General features: G+C 66.0%; 16 protein-coding genes. 7 read left to right on the top strand and 9 right to left on the bottom strand.

Annotated features, from left to right (window positions below; genetic code table 11):
* Window positions 1-231: 231 nt before the first annotated feature.
* Together AB1281_RS13950 and AB1281_RS13945 are read right to left on the bottom strand one after the other, a co-directional pair.
* A complete protein-coding gene (locus AB1281_RS13950) occupies window positions 232-1,005 on the bottom strand; it encodes a C40 family peptidase (RefSeq protein ID WP_014038011.1) in 774 nt (257 codons plus the stop codon).
* A gap of 131 nt (window positions 1,006-1,136) precedes the next feature.
* Window positions 1,137-1,676 carry a C40 family peptidase gene (locus tag AB1281_RS13945; RefSeq protein WP_014038010.1) on the bottom strand — a complete coding sequence of 180 codons (540 nt, stop codon included), beginning with the start codon at window positions 1,674-1,676 and terminating at the stop codon, window positions 1,137-1,139.
* 111 nt (window positions 1,677-1,787) lie between these two features.
* On the opposite strand from AB1281_RS13945, the gene AB1281_RS13940 reads away from it, so the two are divergent.
* From AB1281_RS13940 to AB1281_RS13910, 7 genes are all read left to right on the top strand, one after another.
* Window positions 1,788-2,270, top strand: a complete 483-nt coding sequence (locus AB1281_RS13940; protein ID WP_014647924.1) for an FKBP-type peptidyl-prolyl cis-trans isomerase — start codon at window positions 1,788-1,790, stop codon at window positions 2,268-2,270.
* A gap of 99 nt (window positions 2,271-2,369) precedes the next feature.
* Window positions 2,370-3,614: a DUF418 domain-containing protein gene (locus AB1281_RS13935; protein ID WP_430346191.1), complete on the top strand. Its 1,245-nt coding sequence runs from the start codon at window positions 2,370-2,372 to the stop codon at window positions 3,612-3,614.
* 3 nt (window positions 3,615-3,617) lie between these two features.
* Window positions 3,618-4,868, top strand: a complete 1,251-nt coding sequence (locus AB1281_RS13930) for an FAD-dependent oxidoreductase (RefSeq protein ID WP_430346190.1) — start codon at window positions 3,618-3,620, stop codon at window positions 4,866-4,868.
* Window positions 4,865-6,223: a glutathione-disulfide reductase gene (gene gorA, locus AB1281_RS13925; protein ID WP_430346189.1), complete on the top strand. Its 1,359-nt coding sequence runs from the start codon at window positions 4,865-4,867 to the stop codon at window positions 6,221-6,223. The genes AB1281_RS13930 and gorA overlap by 4 nt, the downstream gene beginning before the upstream one ends.
* A 184-nt stretch (window positions 6,224-6,407) precedes the next feature.
* On the top strand, window positions 6,408-7,328 hold the full coding sequence (locus AB1281_RS13920; protein ID WP_075677048.1) for a DMT family transporter: 921 nt from the start codon (window positions 6,408-6,410) through the stop codon (window positions 7,326-7,328).
* Window positions 7,235-7,663 (top strand): MGMT family protein, encoded by a 429-nt coding sequence (locus AB1281_RS13915; RefSeq protein ID WP_430346188.1) that lies wholly within the window; start codon window positions 7,235-7,237, stop codon window positions 7,661-7,663. The genes AB1281_RS13920 and AB1281_RS13915 overlap by 94 nt, the downstream gene beginning before the upstream one ends.
* A gap of 93 nt (window positions 7,664-7,756) precedes the next feature.
* Window positions 7,757-8,431: a rhomboid family intramembrane serine protease gene (locus tag AB1281_RS13910; protein ID WP_005410509.1), complete on the top strand. Its 675-nt coding sequence runs from the start codon at window positions 7,757-7,759 to the stop codon at window positions 8,429-8,431.
* Window positions 8,432-8,570: 139 nt separating this feature from the next.
* Here the strand turns inward: AB1281_RS13910 and AB1281_RS13905 are convergent, their stop codons facing one another.
* From AB1281_RS13905 to AB1281_RS13875, 7 genes are all read right to left on the bottom strand, one after another.
* The gene (locus AB1281_RS13905; RefSeq protein ID WP_430346187.1) at window positions 8,571-10,154 is read right to left on the bottom strand and encodes a phytoene desaturase family protein; all 1,584 of its coding nucleotides are present in this window, start codon (window positions 10,152-10,154) and stop codon (window positions 8,571-8,573) included.
* Window positions 10,155-10,227: 73 nt separating this feature from the next.
* Complete coding sequence (locus AB1281_RS13900) at window positions 10,228-10,722, bottom strand: VOC family protein (RefSeq protein WP_430346186.1); 495 nt, start codon at window positions 10,720-10,722, stop codon at window positions 10,228-10,230.
* 123 nt (window positions 10,723-10,845) lie between these two features.
* The gene (locus AB1281_RS13895; RefSeq protein ID WP_014038001.1) at window positions 10,846-12,855 is read right to left on the bottom strand and encodes a M13 family metallopeptidase; all 2,010 of its coding nucleotides are present in this window, start codon (window positions 12,853-12,855) and stop codon (window positions 10,846-10,848) included.
* Window positions 12,856-13,077: 222 nt separating this feature from the next.
* Entirely contained in the window at window positions 13,078-15,180 is a 2,103-nt protein-coding gene (locus AB1281_RS13890) for a M13 family metallopeptidase (RefSeq protein WP_075677053.1), read from the bottom strand.
* 172 nt (window positions 15,181-15,352) lie between these two features.
* Window positions 15,353-17,398: an alpha/beta hydrolase family protein gene (locus tag AB1281_RS13885; protein ID WP_430346185.1), complete on the bottom strand. Its 2,046-nt coding sequence runs from the start codon at window positions 17,396-17,398 to the stop codon at window positions 15,353-15,355.
* A 72-nt stretch (window positions 17,399-17,470) separates the two neighbouring features.
* Window positions 17,471-20,425, bottom strand: a complete 2,955-nt coding sequence (locus AB1281_RS13880; RefSeq protein ID WP_430346184.1) for a TonB-dependent receptor plug domain-containing protein — start codon at window positions 20,423-20,425, stop codon at window positions 17,471-17,473.
* A gap of 389 nt (window positions 20,426-20,814) precedes the next feature.
* Window positions 20,815-23,604: a TonB-dependent receptor plug domain-containing protein gene (locus AB1281_RS13875; RefSeq protein WP_072168514.1), complete on the bottom strand. Its 2,790-nt coding sequence runs from the start codon at window positions 23,602-23,604 to the stop codon at window positions 20,815-20,817.
* Window positions 23,605-23,740: the final 136 nt, after the last annotated feature.

The raw sequence follows: 23,740 nt of genomic DNA, 5'->3' as shown, positions 1-23,740 counted from the left end.
CCATGCGTGGATGAAGGCGATGCCGACCAAGGTCGGCAGCTACCGGCAGGCACCCGTCCGATCGGAGGAGCCGACCCAGGCGGAGCCACAGTAGATCCACGCCATGCGTGGATGAAGGCGGTGCCGACCAAGGTCGGCCGCTACCCACCAATTGCACGGGCCCAACAAAAAAGCCGCTGCAGGGCAGCGGCTTTCTCGTGTCAGGCGGCGCGGTAGCGCCAACCGGTCAGATCAGAGATCGACCCGGCGGGCCTGCATGAACTTGTTGCCCCAGTAGCCGCTGAGCAGGGTGTCCACGCGGACGTCCTTGCCCGAGCTCGGCGCGTGCAGGAAGCGGCCGTCGCCGACATAAATGCCGACGTGGTCAACACGGCCCTTGCGGCCGAAGAACACCAGGTCACCGGCAGCCAGCGCGGTGCGGTCGTTGATCAGTTCGGCGTTGTCATCGTGGGCCATCTCGCGCGAGACGCGCGGCAGCTCGATGCCCAGGGCCGAACGGAACACATAACCGACCAGGCCGCTGCAGTCGAAGCCGCTGTCCGGGTTGCTGCCACCCCAACGGTACGGGGTGCCCAGCAGGGTCATCGCGCGGCGCAGCAGCGACTGCACCTTGCCGTTGTCGGCGGCGGTACCGACAACGCTGCCATTGGCGGCGCTGCTGGTGTCGTAGTTGGCGAGCAGGCGGCTGAGGTCGCCGGCCACCACGGCCGAGCGGTCCATCAGCGGAATGGTGTCGTTGGCGGCCAGGTGCGGCAGCAGGGCGGCCAGCGTGGCGCTGGCGGCGGCATCGACGCGGCTGCGCTGCGGAGCGGCAGCCTCGGCCTTGGCGGCCGGTCGGGTGGTGTTCTCGGCCACCGGGGCCGGGGTCACATCGGAACGGTTCGGAGCAGTCTGCGACCAGGCCGGAAGGCTGGTCAGACACAGTGCCAGGCCAAGCAACAGCGGGCGGGCACTACGTGAAGATACGGAAGTCTGGCCTTCGCTTTTCAGGTCGTCAGTCGTCACGCGTCGGTCACAGGAAAAAAACGATGGGGCATCATGCCCTGTAAAAGCGGCAATAAGTTAAAAATTCCGTTAGTAAATCGTTAGTTTCAGGGTGATGTCCGTCACAGTTTTGAACATATCGCCTGTTCATTTTAGCGAAGGACACGTTTCGCGCCGGTGTAGTGGTCCTTCCAGTAGGGGCCGCTGAGCGAGTCCAGGCGCACGGTGCCGCCGGTGCTCGGCGCGTGCACGAAACGCCCTTCACCTACATAGATGCCGACATGGGTGACGCTGCCGCGGCTGCCGAAGAACACCAGGTCGCCGGTGGCCAGGCGCTGCGGGTCGATCTTCGGGCCCTGTACCGCCGCCAGGTCGCGCGAGGTGCGCGGCAGCCGCAGGTCCAGCATCTCGCGATAGACATAGGCGACCAGGCCGCTGCAGTCGAAGCCCGAATCCGGGGTGTTGCCGCCGTAGCGGTAGGGCGTGCCGACCAGGCTGATGGCGCGCATCAGCACCGAGTTGGCAGCCTCGGGGTTGTCCGGCACGGTCTTTGGCCAGTTCGCCGTGGGCGGGGGCGGCGCCGGGCGAGTGGCCTTGCCACCGCCACAGGCGGTCATCAACAGGGGCAGGGCCAGCAGCAGGGCCGGGGCGAGGAACCGGCGCGGGCCGGACGAAACTGGCGTGATGTGCATGATCTCCGGATAATGCGCCACCTTGGATTGGCCGTCATGATGGCGGCGTCCCCGTCGGGCGACAACCCGCCCCAACCCGCCTGCCTCCGGCAGATCCAGACAGAGTTGCGCATGAAGATCGAAAAAGACCGCGTTGTCCGCTTCCACTACACCGTTTCCGAAGTCGGCCAGGAGCCGATCGAATCGTCCAAGGACCGCGGCGAGCCGCTGGCGATCCTGATCGGTCACGGCAACATCATCCCGGGCCTGGAAAACGCCATGATGGACAAGGAAGCCGGTGCGACCTTCAACGTCGACGTCAAGGCGGCCGATGCCTACGGCGAGCGTCGTGAGGGCCTGTCCCAGCGCGTGCCGAAGAAGCACTTCGGCAACACCAAGCTGGCTCCGGGCCAGCAGGTCGTGCTGCAGACCAACTTCGGCCCGCGTGCGGTGACCGTGCAGAAGGTCGGCATGAGCGTCGTCGACGTTGACCTGAACCATCCGATGGCCGGCAAGGACCTGCACTTCGACGTCGAAATCGTCGACGTGCGCGAAGCCGGCAAGGAAGAGCTGGACCACGGCCACGTCCACGGTGACGGCGGCCACCAGCACTGATCGCAGTGCGATCGTGATGGCAGCAACGGCCCGCTTCGGCGGGCCGTTGCGTATGTGGAACACGGCGCGGCCATCCATGGTGCACGGGCCGGCGGCATAATGGCGGACCTGCCTGACGGACCCCCCGTGAACGCCGCTTCTCCTTCCCTGCAGCCGGTGGCTTCCGGCGAACGCATCGCCGTGCTGGACGTGCTGCGCGGTGCCGCGTTGCTGGGCATCCTGCTGATGAACATCGAGGCCTTCAGTGGCCCGCTGGATCTGGCCTTCACCGGCATCGACGTGCACTGGCGGGGCATCGATTACTGGGCCGACGCCTTCGTCTACGTGTTCGTGCAGGGCAAGTTCTTCACCCTGTTCTCGCTGCTGTTCGGCGCCGGCTTTGCGGTGATGGCGCAACGCGCCGAGGTGGCCGGGCGCGACTTCACCCCGTTCTACCTGCGCCGCAGCGCCGGCCTGCTGCTGATCGGCCTGTGCCATGCACTGCTGGTCTGGTCCGGCGACATCCTGGTGATGTATGCACTGATCTCGCTGCCGCTGCTGGCCTGCCGCGAGGCGCCGCGCAGCTGGCTGCCGTGGATGGGCGTGATCGTCTATCTCGGCGGTGTAGCGATGATGCTGCTGGTGGGCGCGATGGTGTCGATGGCTTCGGCCGAAGAGGTGCGGGGCATGCTGGCCGAGGCGCAGCAGAGCATCGACCTGCAGCGGCAGGTGTACGGGCAGGGCAGCTGGGCGCAGGCCAATGTGCAGCGCCTGAGCGAGTTCGGCACCTCGATGGGCGCGCTGCTGATCACCGGCCCGGAAGTGCTGGGCATGTTCCTGATCGGCAGCTGGTTCGCCGGCAGTGGTGCGCTGGCGACGCCGGAGCGCTTCCCGCGGCTGTACGCGTCGCTGCGCTGGATCGCACTGCCGCTGGGCCTGCTGGTCACGTTGCTGGGGGTTGCCTGGAAACCCTACCTGGCACCCGGTGCGTACAACCTGCCGGTGACGGCGGCGATGGCCCTGGTCACGATTGGCGGACTGCCGATGTGCCTGGGCTACCTGGCGTGGATCGTGCACTGGCGCACGCGGCTGGCGTGGCTGGCGCCGGTGGGGCGCATGGCGTTGACCCACTACCTTGGCCAGTCGCTGCTGTGTACCTGGACCTTCTACCACTATGGCCTGGGCAGGTTCGAGATGATGCCGCGCAGCGTGCAGCTGCTGTTCGCGCTGCTGCTGTTTGCCGCGCAGGTGGTGATTTCGCACCTGTGGCTGCGCCGTTTCCGCTTCGGCCCGATCGAGTGGGTATGGCGTGCGATGACCTATCGGCAGTGGCCACCGATGCGGCGTGGGGCCGGGCAGGGCTGATCGATGCAGGGCGCACACGAGGATGTGATCGTGGTCGGCGCCGGTGCCATTGGACTGGCCGCCGCGCTCGCGCTGCGTGCGCAGGGGCGGCAGGTGCGGGTGATCGATCGCGGGCGCGTCGGCGGCGCGACGTCGCATGGCAACTGCGGCACCGTCACGCCCAGCCATGCGCCACCGCTGGCGGCCCCCGGCGTGCCGTTGCGTGCGCTGCGCTGGATGCTCGATCCGCGTGCGCCATTGTACGTGCGTACGCGGCTGGATCCGACGCTGTGGCGTTGGTTGCTGCAGTTCGGAGCGCGCTGCAATGCGCGCGACTGGCTGCACTCCACACGGGCACGCGGCGCGTTGTTGAATGATTCACGGCTGCGCCTGGCCCATTGGGTGCATACGCATGCGCTGGACTGCGAATTCGCTGCACGCGGGCTGGACTATGTGTTCGGTGACGCCCGCAACTTCGACCATCATGCGGCGGAGTGCGAGGCGCTGAACGCGCAGGGCATTGTCACGGCCTGCATCGATGGCGGCGACTATGCGCGCGACAATCCGGCGTTCCATGATCGCCTCGCCGGTGCGATCCACTTTCCCGGCGATGCGCAGCTGCGTCCGGACCGCTACACCGCTGAGCTGGCGCGCTTGCTGCGCGCGCAGGGCGTGGTGATCGATGAACAGGTGGACGTGCAGGGATTCAGTGACGATGCGCGGGGCGTACGCGTGCAGGCCGGCCAGCAGACCGTGCGGGCGCGTGAGCTGGTGCTGGCCACCGGCCCGTGGTCGCGCGACTGGGCACGGCAACTGGACCTGCGCGTGCCGATCCAGCCCGGCAAGGGCTATTCGCTGACCTGGTCGCGACCGGAGCAGGTGCCGCAGCGCCCAGTCGTACTGAAGGACCATTCCGTGTTCGTGATTGCCTGGCGCGACGCGCTGCGCCTGGGCGGCACCATGGAGTTCGCCGGCGCCGACCCGCAGCTGCGCACGCGCCGCCTGCAGGCCCTGCAGCAGGCCGCCGACCACTACCTGCGCGCGCCGCGCGGTGCGCAGCTGCAGGAGCAGTGGTGCGGGTGGCGCCCCATGAGCGTGGACGACGTGCCGTTGATCGGCCGCGCGCCCGCGCATCCTCACGTCTGGCTTGCAGCGGGGCATGGCATGCTCGGCATCAGCATGAGCGCGGGCACCGGCCAGCTGATCGCCGATCTCGTCTGCGGCCGCACGCCAGCGATCGATCCTGCCCCTTACCGACCCGAGCGATTCCGATGAGCACTGCATCCTATGATTACGACCTGATCGTCCTTGGCGGCGGCTCCGCCGGCCTGGCCGGCGCGATCCGCGCCGCGCAGCACGGCAAGCGCGTGGCAATGCTGGAGCCCGGTGAGCTGGGCGGGACCTGCGTCAATGTTGGCTGCGTGCCGAAGAAGGCGATGTGGCTGGCGGCCGACCTGCACGAGCGCATCGGCCTGGCCAGCGCGATGGGCTTCGATGTGCAAGCGCGCCCGGCGCTGTCGTGGAAGGAACTGGTGATCCATCGCCAGGCCTACATCAGCAACATCCACACCAGCTACCACAAGCGCCTGGACGAAACCGGCGTGGTGCGCATTCCGGCACGTGGTCATCTGCTTGATGCGCACACCGTGGCCTGCAGCGATGGCGTGCGCTACAGCGCCGAGCACATCCTGATCGCCACCGGCGCGCATCCGCTGCGCCCGGACATTCCCGGCGCGGAGCTGGGCCTGGTCTCCGACGATTTCTTCGACCTGCGTGCGGCGCCGACCGAGGTGGCGATCATCGGCGGTGGCTACATCGCGGTGGAACTGGCCGGGTTGCTGCAGGCGCTCGGCAGCCGCGTGAGCCTGCTGGTGCGCGGCAAGCGGCTGCTGGAGCGCTTCGACTACGAGCTGACCGATCAGTTGGCCGAGAACCTGAAGCAGCAGGGCGTGCGCATCCATTTCGACTACCGCCTGCGCGAGCTGCAGCGCGATGGCGAACGCGTGCGTGCGTTCGGCAATGACGGCCCGCTCGACAACGTGTTCGATGCAGTGTTCTTCGCGACCGGTCGCCGCGGCAACAGTCGCGACCTTGGCCTGGAAGCGCTCGGCATCGGCATCGGCGAACACCAGCAGGTGCAGGTGGACGAATGGCAGACCACGAGCGTGCCGAGCGTGCATGCGGTGGGTGACATCGCCGGCAAGGTCGGGTTGACGCCGGTGGCCGTGGCCGCATCGCGGCGGTTGATGGATCGGCTGTTCGGGGGGCGCCCGCAGTCGAAGATGGATTACGGGAACGTGGCGAGCGTGGTGTTCTCGCATCCGCCGCTGGGCGCGGTGGGCATGAGCGAAGAGGAAGCGCGCGCGCGCTTCGACCAGGTGAGCGTCTACCACAGCCGTTTCCGCCCGATGCTGCAGGCGCTGGCCAACGGCACCCAGCGCAGCCTGTTCAAGATGGTCTGCGCCGGCCCGGACGAACGGGTGGTGGGCATCCACCTGCTGGGGGAAGCGGCCGACGAGATCCTGCAGGGCTTCGCGGTGGCGGTGAAGATGGGGGCGACCAAGGCCCAGTTCGACGACACCGTGGCGATCCACCCGACCTCGGCCGAGGAAGTGGTGCTGATGCGCTGACCTGCGGTTGTAGAGTCGAGCCATGCTCGACTGCCGTGCGAAAGCAGTCGAGCATGGCTCGACTCTACAGAAGGCGGCATTCGGGCACGCTCAGCGCTACCGGGGCGGGCACCGGACGCCCCCATGCGACAATGGCCGCCCCCACGCTTTCCCCAGCCGCTCCGCGCGGCCCGCCGTCGTCCTGATGTCCAACACCGCTTCCCGTATCGCTACCGCCTCCCCTCGCATCGCGCTGGGGGGTATCGGCCTGGCCGCGATCGGCGCCATCGCTGCTTCCGGCAAGGCGATCATCGTCAAGCTCGGGCTGCGCCACGGCGTGGATGCCACCACGCTGCTCGCGCTACGCATGCTGATGGCGCTGCCCCTGTTCGCACTGATGGCCGTGTGGGCCGCGCGGCGGGCCGAGCCGCTGTCCTGGGCCGATCGTGCCCGCGTGCTGTGGCTGGGCTTCACCGGCTACTACCTGTCCAGCCTGCTCGACTTCCAGGGGCTGCAGTACATCAGCGTGACCCTGGAACGGCTGATCCTGTACTTGAACCCGACCCTGGTACTGCTGATCAACGTGCTGCTGGCGCGCCAGCGACCGGGCCGCTGGCAGATCGGCGCGCTGGTGCTGAGCTACCTGGGCGTGCTGCTGGCCTTCGGCCATGACCTGCAGCGCGAGGGTGGGCAGATCATCGTCGGCAGCCTGCTGGTGCTGGGCAGCGCGCTCAGCTATGCGCTGTACCTGTTCGGCAGTGGGCAGGTGGTCGCGCGCATCGGTGCGGTGCGGCTGACCGCCTACGCCAGCTGCGTGGCCAGCGTGCTGGTGCTGCTGCATTTCGCGGTGACCCATCCGCTGCCACTGCTGTGGCAGGCACCGGCGCCGGTGCAGTGGTTGTCGCTGGTCAATGCCACCGTGTGCACGGTGCTGCCGGTGCTGGCGATCATGCTGGCAGTGCAGCGCGTGGGTTCGTCGCTGGCCGCGCAGGTCGGTATGCTGGGCCCTGTTTCCACGATCGTGATGAGCCTATGGCTGCTCGACGAACCGATGGGGCCGGCGCAGATCGCCGGCACCGTGCTGGTGCTGATCGGCGTTCTGCTGGTGACCCGCCTGCGACGCTGACGCCTGAGCAGGCGCGTGCGCGCATCCTGGCGGTGATCCGCGCGATCCCGGCGGGGCAGGTGATGGGCTACGGCCAGGTGGCGATGCGTGCGGGCCTGCCCGGGCGTGCACGCCTGACCGCGCGCATCCTGGGCCAGAACGACGACCCGGACCTGCCCTGGCACCGCGTGCTGCGCTCGGATGGGCGCATTGCCATGGAAGAAGGGTCGGCCGGCTGGCGCGAGCAGTCACAGCGGTTGCGCGCCGAGGGCGTGGTGGTGGAGAACGGCCGGGTGCGGATGCCGGCGACCGATCCGGCCGCGGCGCTGGACGCGGCCGTGTGGGGCCCGGGCTGAGCATCGCTGTCGACTGAACAGGCCGTACCTGCGGGTCGCCAACAAGACACGATGCTGCGGCTATGATGGAGGCCGTTCCATGCCGGTGCTCCCATGTTCCCGCGACTGCCAACCGTCACCAAGGCCCTGCTGATCGCCAACGCGATCCTGTTCCTGCTGCAGCAGCCGTTCCTGCTCGGCATGCAGACCTTCGAGCCGTTCATGCTGCAGCCGTTGCAGCAGGGCTTCGACGCATTCTCGCCGGGCGGCAACTTCCAGCCCTGGCAGCTGCTGACCTACGGCTTCCTGCATGGCAGCTTCGGCCATCTGTTCTTCAACATGCTGGCGGTCTTCATGTTCGGCGCGCCGCTGGAGCAGACCTGGGGCGAAAAGCGCTTCCTGCTGTACTACCTGGTCTGCGTGGCCGGTGCCGGTGTCTGCCAGCTGCTGGTGGGTACGCTGCTGGAAAACCCGGCCACGGTGCTGGGCGCTTCCGGCGGCGTGTTCGGCCTGCTGCTGGCCTACGGCATGCTGTTCCCCAACCAGCGGGTGATGCTGCTGTTCCCGCCGATCCCGATGAAGGCGCGTACCTTCGTGATCCTGTTCGGCGTGGGCGAGCTGGTGCTGGGCATGACCGGCTGGCAGCCGGGCGTGGCCCACTTCGCGCACCTCGGCGGCATGCTGTTCGGCTGGTTGCTGATCCGCTACTGGCGTGGGCAACCGCCGTTCAACAAGCGTCGCCCGCCCGGCCCACCGAAGCGCCCGAACCATCTGCGCAGCGTCAAATGATCCGAAGGATCATTTGACGCGGTAGGTGCCAACCTTGGTCGGCACACCTTGTCCCACGCGGGTAGGTGCCAACCTTGGTTGGCACGCTTTGAATGGGATCATTTGACGCGGTAGGTGCCGACCGTTGGTCGGCACACCTCTACAGATCCTGCAACACCACCTGCGCGGCATTGTGCCCGGGCGCACCGGTGACGCCACCACCGGGATGGGTGCCCGAACCGCACAGGTACAGGCCGGGCAGGGCGCCGCGATAGCCGGCCTGGCCGACCATCGGCCGTGCCGAGAACAACTGGTTGGCAGTCAGTGCGCCGTGGAAGATGTCACCGCCGACCAGGCCGAAGGTGCGTTCCAGATCCAGCGGCGACAGCGCCTGCCGACCGAGCACGCTGGCGGTGAAGCCGGGCGCATGCCGTTCGACGGTGGCGATCATCAGGTCGGCCACGGTTTCCCGGTGATCATCCCAATGGCGGCCCTCGGGCAACACCGGTGCCACGTGCTGGCAGAACAGGCTGGCCACATGCTGCCCGGGCGGCGCCAGCGAATCGTCCAGCGTGCTGGGGATCAGCATCTCCACGATCGGTTCGCGCGACCAGCCGTCGCGGCGCGCGTCCAGCCAGGCGCGGTCCATGTAGTCCAGGCTGGGTGCCATGATGATGCCGGCGCTGAGGTGATCGCCGGGGCCGGGCAGGGCGCTGAACTCCGGCAGCCGCGACAGCGCCACGTTCATCCGGAACGTGCCCGAACCGCAGCGCCAGTTCGCCATGCGTTCGCGCGTTGCGTTGGGTACCTGTGCCGGTTCCAGCAATTGTTCGTACAGCAGCTTCGGATTGACGTTGGCGACCACCGCGCGTGCGCGCAGGATCTCGCTGTTGGCCAGTTCCACACCCACCGCGCGGCCCTGTTCAATCCGCACGCGCTGTACACCGGTCTCCACGCGCAGTTCCGCACCGGCCTCGCGTGCCGAGGCCGCAATCGCCTGGCTGATCGCGCCCATGCCGCCGATCGCGTGGCCCCATGCACCTTTCACACCATTGCACTGGCCGAATACGTGGTGCAGCAGTACGTAGGCACTGCCCGGTGTATACGGGCTTGCGTAGTTGCCGACGATGCCATCGAAGCCGAACAGCGCCTTGATCGGCTCGCTCTCGAACCAGCGATCCAGGTACTCGGCCGCCGACAGCGTGAACAGGTCCAGCAGTTCCTGCCGCAGCGAGGCATCCAGCGTCGCCAGTTCACGACCGAGACGGCCCATCTGCCACAGGGCGGGCAGGGCACGCCAACCGCCTGCTGCACCCAGGTCCGGCGGCGTGCGCAGGGCCCATGCGCGCAGTACGTCGGCGAAAATCTCCAGGCGTGCCTCGTACGCGGGCAAGCGCTGCGCATCCCGCTCGGAGAACTTCGCGACCTCGGCCTGGGTGCGGCCTGGCGCGGACAACAGGTAGCGGCCGTCCGGCAACGGCAGGAAGTTGTTGGCCGGACGCGCGACGATGCGCAGCCCATGCGCATGCAGCTGCAGGTCGTCGATCACCTTCGGCTGCAGCAATGACACCGTGTACGACGCCACCGAGTTGCGGAAGCCGGGATGGAATTCCTCGGTGACTGCGGCACCGCCGAGAACGCCACGACGTTCCAGCACCAGTACCTTCTTTCCAGCGCGCGCCAGATAGGCCGCGCAGACCAGGCCGTTGTGGCCACCGCCAACGACGATCGCATCCCAGGTCATCAGCACCTCGCGAAAAGGGGACGGAGGGGATTAAGTCGCAATCTGCATCTGCACACAGGGGGGGAGAAACGACTTAATCCCCTCCGTCCCTTTTTTTGATTGCCGCTTCGATGGTGGCGATGTCGATCTTCTTCATCGGCATCATCGCGTTGAAGGCGCGCTTGGCCAATGCCTTGTCCTTGCTGGTCACTGCTTCGATCAGCATGCGCGGGCTGATCTGCCAGGAGATGCCCCAGCGGTCCTTGCACCAGCCGCATTGGCTCTCCTGGCCACCGTTGCCGACGATCGCATTCCACAGGCGGTCGGTCTCGGCCTGGTCCTCGGTCTGGATCTGGAAGGAGAAGGCTTCGCTGTGCTTGAACGCGGTACCGCCGTTGAGGCCGACGCAGGGGATGCCGCAGACCGTGAACTCGACCGTCAGCACGTTGCCTTCCTTGCCATCCGGGAAATCACCCGGGGCGTGATGCACGGCGGTCACCGCGCTGTCGGGCAGGATGCTGGCGTAGAAGGTGGCGGCCTCAAGTGCGCCGTTGTCGTACCAGACACAGATCGTGTTCTTGTGTGCCATGTCGGGGCTCCGCGATGGACGAAGCCGCAGCGATAGCACGCGCGGTGTTAACCCGGGATCGTGCTGCACCCGCAAAAAAGGGCGCCCGAAGGCGCCCTCTGTATTCCAGCTACTGCGGATGGCTCAGCGCCAGACCTTGATCTGGTCGGCTTCGCTGCGCTGCATCGGCTGGCCGGCCTTGCAGCTGAAGGTGGCACCGAAGGCCGGCAGATTGGCCAGCGTGCCATTGCTGCGCCACAGGCCCGGCGCGCGGATGTCGGCGGTCAGGCGGCGCACCGCTTCGTTCGGCGACAGCTGCTGTGCCCACAGGGTCGACCAGGCGCGGAAGAAGCCCTGCTGCTGCGCCTGCTTGGCCTTCGGCTCCTGCGCGGTATAGGCCGCCCAAGCCAGCTCCAGGCCGGCGATGTCGGCCAGGTTCTCTTCCTGGGTGAGCGTGCCGTTGACCTTGGCACCCTTCACGCCCGGGAAGTCGTAGGCGCTGTACTGCGCGGCCACGCGGTTGCCGAGCAGGGTCCAGGCGGTCTTGTCGGCCGGGGTCCACCAGCTGCGCAGTTCGCCCTTGGCGTCGACCAGCGCGCCCTTGGCGTCGATCGCACGGGTCAGCTCATGGCCGACCAGGCCACCGAAGCTGCCGAACTTGTCGGCGGCGTCGGCCTTGGCGTTGAACACCGGGCCCTGCAGGATCGCGGCGGTGACGATCAGGCGGTTCTGTGCCAGGTCGTAGGCCAGCGACGGCTGCTGCGGCAGCACATCCCAGCGGCGGTCGGCGTTGCCCTTGCCGATGCGCTTCATTTCCTCGCGGTGGCGCCAGGTCGAAGCGATCAGCATGTTGCCGCCGAACGAGCCGCGGCCCATCGGCTGCACGCTGTAGTCGAGGTCGCGCAGCGGCGTGCCGATCTCGATCTTCAGCGCGGCCAGCTTGGCCTGCGCTTCGGTCTTGGCTTCGGCGCTCATCCAGCTGTTGTTCTTGACCGCCTCGATCTGCACTTCGCGCAGCTTGTCGACGATCCACGCCGCCTGGCGACGGTCTTCGGCCGACAGGTAACGGGCCGCATATTCACGGCCGACCATCGGGCCGGCGGCCACGTTGATCGCGTCCAGCACGTCCTCCCAGCGCTGCGGCGGCAGGGTTTCGCCGCGCAGCACGCGGCCACGGAACTCAAACTCTGCGTCGCGGTAGGCCTTGGACAGGTACGGCGCCATCGAGTCGCCCACGCGCCAGCGCAGGTAGGCCTTCCACTGGTCCGGCTTGAGCTTGGTGACCATGCCATCGAGCTGCTTGAACAGGCCCGGGTCGGCCAGCGAGACCAGGTCGTCGTCCACGCCCTGTGCCTTCAGGAACGCGTCCAGCTGCAGGTTGCGGTAACGGCTGTTGAGCTCCTTGGTGGAGATCGGCGCGTAGTTGTTGAACGGGTTGTTGATGCCGGCCAGCGACTGCGCATTGCGCGCCAGCTCGGTCTCCAGCGCGATGACCGACTGCGACTCTGCATCCAGCTTGGCCGCCGGGGTGCCGGTCAGCGCCAGGATCTGCTTGACGTAGTTGCGGTAGCGGCCCATCAGCGCCACGGTGTCGGCGTCGGTGCGGGTATAGAACGCCGGATCCGGCAGGCCCATGCCGCCCTGCATGAAGTAACCGATGTGGCGGTCCAGTGCCTTCAGGTCGACGTCCGGGCCGAAGTTGAAGGCGACCGGGATGCCGACCTGGTGCAGCGCGGCGATCGAGGCCGGCACATCCTTGGCCTTCTTGATGGCGTTGATGCGGGTCAGCAGCGGCGCGATCGGGTTGGAACCGTCCGCTTCCACGGCGGCTTCGTCCAGGCCGCTGGCCCAGAAGTCGCCCAGCAGCTTCTGCACGTTGCCCTGCGGCGACTTCATCGCGGCGTCGAGCAGTTCGCGCTGCTGCTGGCGGCTGCGGTCGACCAGCTGGCCGAGCGCGGTGGTGGCACCGGTCTGCGGCACCGGGTTGGCCTTCAGCCAGCCTGCATTGGTGGCGTCGTAGAAGTCGCTGCACTGGGCGCTGACGGCCGGGGCGCGCGCGGCCTTCTTCTTGGCGGCGGCGAACGCATCGTGGGTCGGGACCAGGGTCGCCAGGCTGATGCCCAGGGCGATGGCAAGCGGACGGAAATTGGGCATGTGGAACGAATCCGTGATGGATTGAGGGCGCGCGCACTATAGCAAGCCGCGCATCGACGCGGCATGCACGCATCACGCTGCTTTCGCCGACCAGGGTCGGCCGCTACCGGGGAGTGCCGAGATCAGTAGATCCACGCCATGCGTGGATGAAAAACACCCCGGAAAAACAAAGGCCCGGGAATTCCCGGGCCTTTGCAGGTCTGCCGCAGCGTCAGCCGTGGCTTACCAGATCACCACCTGCTGCTCGCCGGTGCGGGCCATCGGCGAACCGGCCTTGCACTGGAACGCGGCAGCGAAGGTCGGCAGGTTCGACGGCGCACCCATGGCGCGGAACTGCGCCGGGGCGTGCGGGTCGGTGGCCAGGCGGACCTTGGCGTTTTCCGGGGTGTACTTGGTGCGCCACACGGTGGCCCAGTTGAAGAAGAAGCGCTGGTCGCGGGTGAAGCCGTCGACCTTCGCATCTTCCTTGCCGGCGGTGGCCTTCTGCAGGGCGTCGTAGGCGGTGGCCAGGCCGCCCAGGTCGGCGATGTTCTCGCCCAGCGTCAGGTGGCCGTTCACTGCCTGGCCGTCGACCTTGTACTGGTCGAACTGCTTGACCAGCTTGCCGGTGAGGCCTTCGAAGTTCTTCTTGTCGGCCGGGGTCCACCAGTCTTCCAGGTTGCCGGTCGGCCCGAAGCGTGCGCCCTGGTCGTCGTAACCGTGGGTCATCTCATGGCCGATCACCGCACCGATGCCGCCATAGTTCAGCGCGTCGTCGGCCTTCGGATCGAAGAACGGCGGCTGCAGGATGGCGGCCGGGAACACGATCTCGTTCTGCAGCGGGTTGTAGTAGGCGTTGACGGTCTGCGGGGTCATGCCCCACTCGGTCTTGTCCACCGGCTTGCCGATCTTGGACAGGTTGAACTTGTAGTTGAACTCGTTGGCCGCGCGCACGTTGCCCAGGTAGCTGTCGCGCTGGGTCTGCAGGCCCGACCAGTCACGCCACTTGTCCGGGTAACCGATCTTCGGGGTGAAGGTTTCCCACTTGGCGATGGCCTTGGCCTTGGTTTCCTCGCTCATCCAGCTCAGGCCCTGGATGCGGTCCTTCAGCGAGGCGGCCAGGTTCTTCACCAGTTCTTCCATCTTCGCCTTGGCTTCCGGCGAGAAGGCAACCTTCACGTACAGCTGGCCGAAGGCTTCACCGGCATCGTTTTCGATGGTGCCCAGCACGCGCTTCCAGCGCGGCTTCTGCTCCTTCTGGCCGTTGAGGGTCTTGCCGTAGAACTCGTAGTTCTCCTGCACGAAGGCGTCCGCGAGGTACGGCGAGGCGCTGTCCACGGTGTGGAAGCGCAGGTAGGCGCGCCACACCGACGGATCGGTGTCGGCCAGCGACTTGCTCACTTCCTCATGGAAGGCCGGCATGGCCAGCGAGAACTTCTCCGGCGCGGCCACGCCCTGCGACTTGAAGAACTCGGTCCAGCTGAAGTTCGGGGTCAGCTTGTCGGCGTCGGCCAGGGTGACCGGGTTGTAGTACAGCTCGACGTTGCGCGACAGCTCCACGCGCGACTTGGAGGCCTTGGCCAGGCGGGTTTCGAACTTGACCACGTCCTCGGCCTGCTTGGCCGCATCGGCCGCGGCCACGCCGGACAGTTCCAGCACCTTGGCGACGTGCGCCTGGTAGGCCTTCAGCTTGTCGGCGTTCTTGGCATCGGTGTAGTAGGTGGTATCCGGCAGGCCCAGGCCGCCCTGGCTGGCATAGGCCATGTTCACGGCGGAGTTCTTGAAGTCCGCTTCGGCGCCGAAGCCGAACAGGATATTGTCACCCTTGGCGGCGCTGGTGCGCAGGTAGTTGGCGATGGCCGCCTTGTCCTGCAGGCCGTCGATCGCAGCCAGGTCGGCCTTCAGCGGCTCGATGCCCTGGGCATTGATCTTGGCTTCGTCCATGCCGGTGGCCCACAGGTCGCCGACGATCTTCTCGATGTGGTTCGGGGTCTTGACCTGCGCGACCTGCTCGGCCAGCTGGTGCTGCACGGCCACCGAGCGCTCGTCGAGGATGGTGAACGCGCCCCAGCTGGTGCGGTCGCCCGGGATTTCATTGGCGGCCAGCCACTTGCTGTTGACGTAGTCGCCGAAGGCGGTGCAGGCGTCCTTGGTGGTGTCCAGGTCGCTCGGCTGGAAGGCGTTGTAGGCCGGCAGCTTGCTGTCGTCCAGCTTGTAGGTAGTGGCTTCGGCGGTGGCCGGGGCGGGGGTCGCGGCATCCTTGGCCGGGGTTTCGTTCTTGCCGCAGCCGGCCAGCACGGCCGACACGGCCAGGCTGAGCAGGACGATCTTGGGAGTGCGCGTCATCACTATTCTTGGCCTCCAGGCCGAGTGAGTCAGGGAGTAGCCGCAGGTACGGCCGTGGGCCGAACGATACGCCGCCGGCCTGGCCTGCAAGGGTGTCGAAGGTCATGGCCGGGCGCAAGGGCCAGAACGTGCAAGGGCGCCCGATGGGCGCCCTTGCAGGAAGCGGTGCGGCTTACAGGCCGCCGCCGCCGCAGCCCTTGCCCAGGTAGTCGTCGATCAGCCTGAGCTGGTCGCCCATGATCGCGCGGGTCCAGGCGGGACCATGCGCGTAGTCGGCGATGGCGTGGAACTCGACCGGCTGGCCTGAACTCCTGGCCTTGTTCACGAACCACTCCGACTGCTCGATCGGCACCGTGCGGTCGCGGTCACCGTGGTAGACCATCAACGGAATCTTCATTTCGCCGGCCTTGTCGACCGGATTGAGGCCGGCCACGGTCGGCGCCTGGGCCTGGCGGAAGAACGGGTTGGTATAGAAGCGCGACCAGATCTTCTTGATGTCCGAGACGCCGGCACCGGCGATGGCGCACTTGTACAGGCCATTGGGACGCACCGAAGCCGCGAACGCCGAGTAGCCGCCATAGGAGAAGCCGAACATGGCGATGTGGCCGGGCTGGGCGATCTTCTGGTCGATCATCCACTGCGCGCCATCGTCCTTGTCGTCCTGCATCTTCTGGCCCCATTCGGCATCACCGGCCATCCACAGCTTGCGGCCCCAGTCGGCCGAGCCGCGGAACTGCGGGCGCAGCACCGCCATGCAACGCGATGCCATCAGGGGGACCCACATCGAGCCATCGAAGTCCATGCCGTCGCGTGCCCACGGGCCGCCGTGCGGATGCACAACGGCTTTCCAGGGACCGGCACCGCACAGCTCGGTGTTGGGCGTGGTCAGGAACGCCGGAATGTCCAGCCCGTCGCGTGCCTTGTAGTAGACCAGCCGGGTGGTGCCCAGCGCTGCTGGCTGGATCTGCGGATAGGTCTTGGCCAGCAGGGTCAGCTTGCCGTCGTGCAGCAGGTGATACTCGGGCGGGTTGGAAGGGCCGGAGGTAGCCACGATGATGGTCTTCATGTCGGCGCTGAAGTCGACGACCCTGACCGCTTGATCGTTGTCCAGCTCCACGGTGGCGTTCTGGCCGGTGGCCGGGTCGATCAGCGCCACCGGGCTGGCCTTGATCGCCAAGGCCTGGCGCAGGCCGGCAATCAACGCCTTGAAGGACCCGTTGGTCCATTCCACCTCGTTGCCGCGCGGTCCGCTGTAGCCCACGCCGAGCAGCGCGCCGAACGGGATGTTGTCCACGCCCTTGTAATGGTTGACGCGCACATCGCCGGCGTTGAAGAACTTGTGCTCGAACAGCACCTCCTTCTGCTTGCGCGCGGCGATGTCATATTCATAGATGACCGTCTTGTCGCGGCCGACATTGCTCTGGATGAAGGCAATGTTGGCATCGTCGGCGAAACCGACCACCTGGTTGATGTCGCGGTTCTTTACATAGGAACGGAAGTGTTCCTCCCATGCATTGGTGGCCGGGTTGCGGAATTCTGTGGCCACGTAGGCGCCGGTGCCATCCACGTCCTGGCGCAGACGGGCACGCAGTTCACTGTTGAGGTCGGTGATGTAACCGGCCACGCGTTCTTCGGTCTTCTGGATGCGCTGGGTGGTGAAGTCGCGTACGTTCACCTTGTATACGTCGCCGGCATTGCTACCCGAACCATTGATGACCAGGATGTGGTCCGGATCGTTGGGTAGCGTATCGAGCACACTGGAGCTGGAAAGCGCCTGCTCCAGTTCCTGCGCATGGCTGCTGGCACGAGCAGGGGTGATCGGCTCCTTCCAGGTCTTGCCTTCGATGTCGGTAATGAAGAACTTGCTGATGAAGGTCTTGGTCACGCGGTCCGTGCGCAGGTCGTAGGGCTGCCAGAGGCTGACGGCGAGCAGTCCGTTCTTGATGAAGGAGACGCCCTGGAATTTCATCCGGCCGGACCCGATCACGGTCGGTGCAGCGCTCAGGTTGTCGGTGTTCCAGACCAGGATGACGCGATCTTCACCCTTGGCCTGCAGGCCGGCGATGTGCTTGCCGTCGGGCGAAATGGACAGGCTGGACAGCTGCGGAAAGGCGGCCAGCTGCTCGATCGTGGGAACGGCCGGCAGGGCCGATGCCGGTGCCGGGGCGGACAGCGCGAGGGCCAGCATCAGTGCACTGGCGGAAACGACGTTCTTCATTGTCTGTTCCTGGTTGCAGGTCCGGGACGCAAAAAAGCCGCCGCCCTTGCGGACGGCGGCTCTGGCGCACTATCAGAAGCTCTTGGAGACGTTCACGAAGTACGTGCGGCCGACATAGTCGTAGCCACTGTACAGCGGAGCGTTACCCACGCGGTTGTAGGCGCCGGAGGAGATCATCGGCGGCTCTTCGTTGCGCAGGTTGCGGACGCCCGCAGTGACCGACCACTTGTCGCCGGTGTACTCGGCCGACAGCGAGTGGGTGAAGTAGCTCGGTACGGCGAACTTGTACACCGAGGTGGCCGGATCCAGGTTGTAGTAGTCGTAGCTATCCATCGAGTCGACCCACTCCAGGCCGTAACGGGCGCGCCACTTGTTCCAGCTGTAGACCAGGTCCAGCGTGCCGGTGTAAGCCGGGGTGTTGAGCATGCCGTTGTAGTCCTGCAGCGCGTCATCAGCGAACAGCTTGTTGGACTGTTCGGTGAAGTGGGTTACCTGGACGTTGGCACGCAGGGTGCCCGGGCCCACGTCGCGGGTGTAGCGCAGGGTGAAGTCGTAGCCACGGACCTTGTCCACTGCCAGGTTGACGTAGCTGTCATACACGGTCAGTGCCTTGTTGACCGGGTTGCGCGGGTCGACCAGACGGCAGAAGCCACCACCGGCACGGAAGTTCGGGTTGTTGTAGCACAGGTCCAGGATGTTGGCGCCACCGGCGCGCGACACGCCGTTCTCCACTTCGATGTTGAAGTAGTCGGCGGCGAAGGAGATGTCACCGAACCAGCCCGGCAGTTCCGGCTGCAGCACGATGCCGGCGGTGAAGTTCTTCGAGGTTTCCGCCTTCAGGCCTGCTGCCGCACCGCCACCGTTGATGACCGCCACGGACTGGGTGGCGTAGTGGTCCGGAGACAGGCCTTCGGACGCGCAGTTGGCCGCCAGCGGGGTGCCCGGATCCGCGCCCCAGTTGTTGCAGGGGTCGATCTGGTTGCTGAGGAAGCCGCTGGTGGCACCCAGGAACTGTTCGAACAGCGCCGGAGCGCGGTAGGACGTACCGTAGGAGGCGCGCACCGACAGCCACTTGACCGGGGTCCACAGGCCACCCAGCTTGTAGGTCTCGTCCGAACCGTAGGAGCGGTAGTCGGTCCAGCGGGCCGAGGCATTGAAGGTCAGCTCTTCGGCCGCGGTGACGCCCGACAGCACCGGTACTTCAATTTCGCCGAACACTTCACGCACCGAGTCCGTACCGCGGGTCGGGGTGGACGAGGTCAGGTTGTACAGGTTGTTGTTGATCGAATGGATCGACGGGGTGTCATCGATCTTGGCACGACGCCATTCGGCACCGAACGCGGCGCGCACGTCACCATGCGGCAGGGTGAACAGCGGGCCATCGACCGAGAAGTTGGCGGTGGTTTCGGTGTACAGCGTGTTGCCGGTTACCGGCACGAACACGTAGTCCTTCCATGCCTGCGGCAGATTGCCGGCAATCACCGCGCTGGTCAGTGCCGGGGCGGCCACGCAGCCGTTGCTGGCATCGACGCAGCGGAAGCCGCCAGCACCGTTGGAGACCACGTTCAGGCTCTGGCGCAGGCGGTCGGTCAGGAACGACTGCTGGGTGTAGTCCGCATCCGAGCGCGCGTGGGCCAGGTAGAAGTCATAGTTCCAGGTCGAGCTCAGCTCGCCACGCAGGCCAGCGGTAGCCTTGAAGAAGTCGACGGTCTGGCTGCTCTTGTCGTTGCCGTAGCCGATGAAGGCACGGACGCCGACACCGCCGCCGAAGTTGGAGGCCTGCAGGTTGGACGGAATCAGCGGGCTGCCACGCAGGTAGTCCAGCGACAGCTGGCGATAGCCGGTCTGTTCCGATTCGCGACGGCTGCCGAGCAGTTCGAAGTAGGCCTCAGCGTTGCCGAGGGCATTGACGTCCAGGCCACCCTGCAGGAACAGGGTGTGGGTCTTGGCGCCGGAGATCATCGAGCGGTTCAGCGTGCGCGGATCGAAGGTGTCGCGGATGTTGTTGTTCAGTGCGGAGCCGCGGCCCACACCTTCGAAGCCGACCAGGCCGGAGGTGACCGAGGAGTTCGGGCGCCAGCGGTCGAAGCTGGTGCCGGAGGCGCCCTGTGCCGGGACGCCAGCCAGGGTGTTGGTACCGATGGTGTTGATGGTCACACCGTTGGAGCCGGTGCCCGTGATCGGATAGCACTTCGGCTTGCCGGTCAGCGGGTCGATGTAGTCGCCGTCCCCCCAGGCGCCCTGGCCGCCGGCACGACGGCGATAGTCGGTGTTGCAGCTGGACCAGCTGCGGTCGCCGAGGGTCAGTTCGTCGCGGTTGTAGTACTCGTAGGAACCAGAGATGTGGCCGCGCTCGCCGGTGCTGCCGAACACGACGGAGTAGCGGCGCTCTTCGCCACCGCCGCCATCGGTCGCGGTGTGGCGGGCTTCGACGGTCACACCGTCGACCTTGTTGCGGGTGATGATGTTGATCACGCCCGCGACAGCGTCCGAGCCGTAGATCGAGGATGCGCCGTCCTTCAGCACTTCGACGCGATCGACCATGGCATTGGGCAGCACGTTCAGGTCAGCTGCGCCGACCGAGCCGCGCGAGCCGGCCGGAGCGACGCGGCGGCCATTCATCAGGATCAGGGTGCGGGTCGGGCCGAGACCACGCAGGCCCACGGTGTTGGCGCCCGGGCCGCCGTTGGTGACATAGCCACCATACGCATTGTTGATCTGCGCCGAACCGGCGGTCACTGCCGTGCTCTGCAGGATGCCGGCGGTCGACTGGAAGCCGGCCAGGGTGGTTTCCTCGCGGGTGATCACCTGCACTGGCGAGACGGAATTGAACACGTCACGGCCGATGCGTGAACCGGTGACCGTCACCGTGTCCAGGTTGGTCGCCCTGGTCTTGGCGGTCTCTTCGGCGGTCTGCGTGGAGCTGGCGGCGCTCTGGGCGACCGCCGGCGCGGCTGCAGCGAGCAGCACGGCGGAGGCGAGGGCGAAGCTCAGCGGATGCTTGCTGAGCGACTTGCGATTGATCATCTGAAATCCCCTTGAATCGAATGATTGCGTCGTACACCGGGACAGGTCTTCGTCGGTGTCTCCGGGTGCCCCTTGCCGGTGTCGGCAGCGTGCTGCCTTCCGGGTTCTGGTACCGGCTTCACATGCCGATGACTCGAGATTAACACGGCATTAACCAAGGCTGTCAAACGTTCACGAAGGAGTCATGAAACTGTGGGCTCCTGGCGGGCTTCGCGATTGCGGGGTGCCCGTTTTTCCTTCATCTCATTGATCTGTATTGATTTATTTCGGTTCATGTCAAAGGTGTCTGAACCGTGAACGGGGTGTGGTCGCGCTGGGCAGTGGGCCCAAAAAAAAGGCCCCGCCGAAGCGGGGCCTGGTCCAGACACGGAGTCCGGAATACGACGGGATCAGAAGTCGTACTTGACCTGGGCCGAGATCTGACGGCCGTAGACGCTGTAGAAGCCGTCGTTGAACGGGGTCGATTCGTTGCCCGGGTAGTTGTAGCGCTGGCCTTCCGGCAGCTTGTTGAACACGTTGTTGACCATCAGCGACAGGGTCAGATCGTCCTGCGCCTGGTAGTTCAGGCTCATGTTGTACGTGGTGTACGAGCCCCACTTGCCGGCCTTGGCGCCGGAGGAGTGGACGTAGTCATAGCTGCGGCCGGTGTAGGCCAGGTAGTTCGGGGTGCTGCCGACGTAGTTGGCGTACACGGTGGTGGTGAACTTGGAGATGGCCCAGCCCACCGACACGTCGCCGCGGACCTTGGCGAAATTGTCGTAGTACCACATGTTGTACGGATCGCTCAGCAGGTCCAGCTTCTGCGCACCCGGCAGGGCCACCACTTCACGCTTCAGCATGTTGGTGTAGTTGCCGGAGAACATCAGCGAACCGAAGCGGCCCAGGTCCTGCTGGTACTTGGCACCGACGGTCACCGCTTCCAGGTTCTGGCTGGCCACGTTGAGCTTCGGGGTGTACACGCGGGTCAGGTTGCCACCGGCGTCGCGGGTCACCCAGTCGGTCACGTTCTGGCAGCTGGCCGAGGTGTTGTTCGGCAGGCCGTTGTGGCACTGGTACTCGGCCAGCAGCAGCTGATCGGTGCTCAGCGTCTTGACCTCGTTCTTGATCTTCCAGTTGTAGTAGTCGACCGACAGCGAGAAGTTGCTGACCGGGGCCCACACCACGCCTGCGCTCCACACGTCGGCGGTGATCGGCTTCAGGTCCGGGTTGCCGGACTTTTCGCTGTACACCGAGGTGGTCTTGTAGAACGAGCAGGCTTCGTCACGCAGGGCGTAACCCATCTGGCTGCAGCGGTAGTAATCGTTCTGGCCGGAGGCGAACGAGCCGCTCATGCCCTGGAAGGCATCGGACAGGGTCGGCGCGCGGAACGCGGTGCCGTACTTGCCGCGCAGCAGCAGGCTTTCAACCGGGCGGTATTCCAGGCCGATGCTGTAGGTGGCCTTGTCGACGGTCTTGTCGGCGATCTTGAAGGCGTCATAGCGGCCCGAGGCGCTGATGGTCAGCGATTCGAACACCGGCATGCGCAGTTCGCTGGTCACCGCGTAGTTGCTGCGGTGGCCGGCACCGGCCACGGCGCTGGCGCCCCAGGCGTTGCCATCGACGAAGGCCTGGTCGGGCGAGTAGTCCCAACCTTCGCTGCCGCCTTCCAGCACGACGGCCAGGCCGGCGTCGCCGCCCGGCAGGGAGAACAGCGAACCGTTGGTTACCTGCACGCGACCCAGGTTCTGCCAGGTCTTGCTGCGGTGGGTGCCATAGCCGGTGAAGCTGGCGAACTGGTCCGGAGTGATCGGCGAGTAGAAGGCGGTGTAGTTCGGGTTGTAGATGCCGAAACCATCAGCGGTGGTGCCCAGGCGCGGGCCCAGCACGGTGTCGCCGAAGAAGCCTTCGATCTTGTCCTTCCAGCGCGCGAAGCGGTTCTGGTCCAGGCGGTATTCGCCGCGGGTGAAGCTGGCGCTGTAGTCCCAGTCGCCGACCATGCCCTTGCCGCCCAGGGTGACCTGGTAGGAACGGCTCTCATCGGAGTTCAGGATGTTGTTGTAGTGGCCCGGGCCGATCTCTTCCGGCGCGAACGCGCGCTGCAGGTTCACGACCTTGCCCAGGCCCTGGTCGTAGAAGCCGCCCATCACCGACTTGGTGCCCCACCACAGGGCGCTGGAGCCGGAGGTGAACTCGGTCTTTTCCTTGCTGTACAGCACGTCGGCGAACAGCTGGAAGTTGTCGTTCACGTCGAAGGTCATCGACGAGTAGAACTGGCCGCTGTTCTTGCCGTTCTTCAGGGTCTTGTAGCCGGCGCTGTACACCGAGCCGCAGGATTCGCCCGATGCACGCTTGCCGACGGTGGTGGTGCCGTCGTACAGGCCTGCCACGTTGGCGCAGCGGGTCGGATCCATCATGTACAGCTTGTTGTCGGCGTTGCCGATGACGGCAAAGTCGTTCGACGGCAGCTGCGCGGTGTAACCGACCGGGTTGTTCTGCTTGGTGATGTCGCGCTGGTAGCCCCAGATCGGGCTGCCGTTTTCGATCTGCACGTTGACCAGCGCGTGGAAGCGGTCGTCGAACGCGTTGAAGCCCTTGGCGGCGCTGAAGCGGATGTTGCTGCCACCACCTTCGGTGTAGGTGCCGCCACGGATCGACATCGTGCCGCCGTCCATGCGTTCCTTCAGGATGATGTTGACCACGCCGGCGATCGCGTCCGAACCGTACAGCGACGACTGGCCGCCCGGCAGGACTTCGATGCGCTCGACGATGTCGATCGGGATGCCGCTGATGTTGTTGAACGACTCGCTGCCGTTGTACAGCGCCGGATACGAGAGCATCGGGCGGCCGTTGATCAGGTACTTGGTGTAGCCCGGGTTCAGGCCGAACATGCCGGCGGCTTCGGCGCCCTGGGTGAAGGCACCCGAGGTCTGGCCACCCTGCAGGCCGCCGGTGGTCAGCGACGACTGCTGCAGCACTTCAGCAACGCTGCTGAAGCCGCGGGTCTGGATGTCTTCGGCGGTGATGGACATCACCGGGGTCTGGGTTTCGACCTGGGTCTGCGGGATCAGCGAACCGGTGACGGTGATCTTGTCCAGGTTGGTCGCCTTGTCCTGGGCCATTGCCGGGGCGGCGGCCATCAGAGCGGAAATCAGGGCGACGGCGAGCGTGTTGCGACGTGCGGTATTGCTGACGTGTTTCATGTAGTTCCATTGGAGAGCAAAAACAAAAACGGCACTGCGCATGCGCCATCGCGCGGGCCGGAATATCCGGCTCCGCAGCTCAAAACAGTGCTTATCGAACGTAACATGAACTTAACAATCTGTGCACGAATCTGTC

The sequence above is a fragment of the Stenotrophomonas sp. NRRL B-14846 genome, assembly GCF_050473585.1.
Lineage (GTDB): Bacteria > Pseudomonadota > Gammaproteobacteria > Xanthomonadales > Xanthomonadaceae > Stenotrophomonas.
The sequence above is the reverse complement of the archived record's forward strand: the minus strand, read 5'-3'. Positions and strand labels throughout refer to the sequence as shown.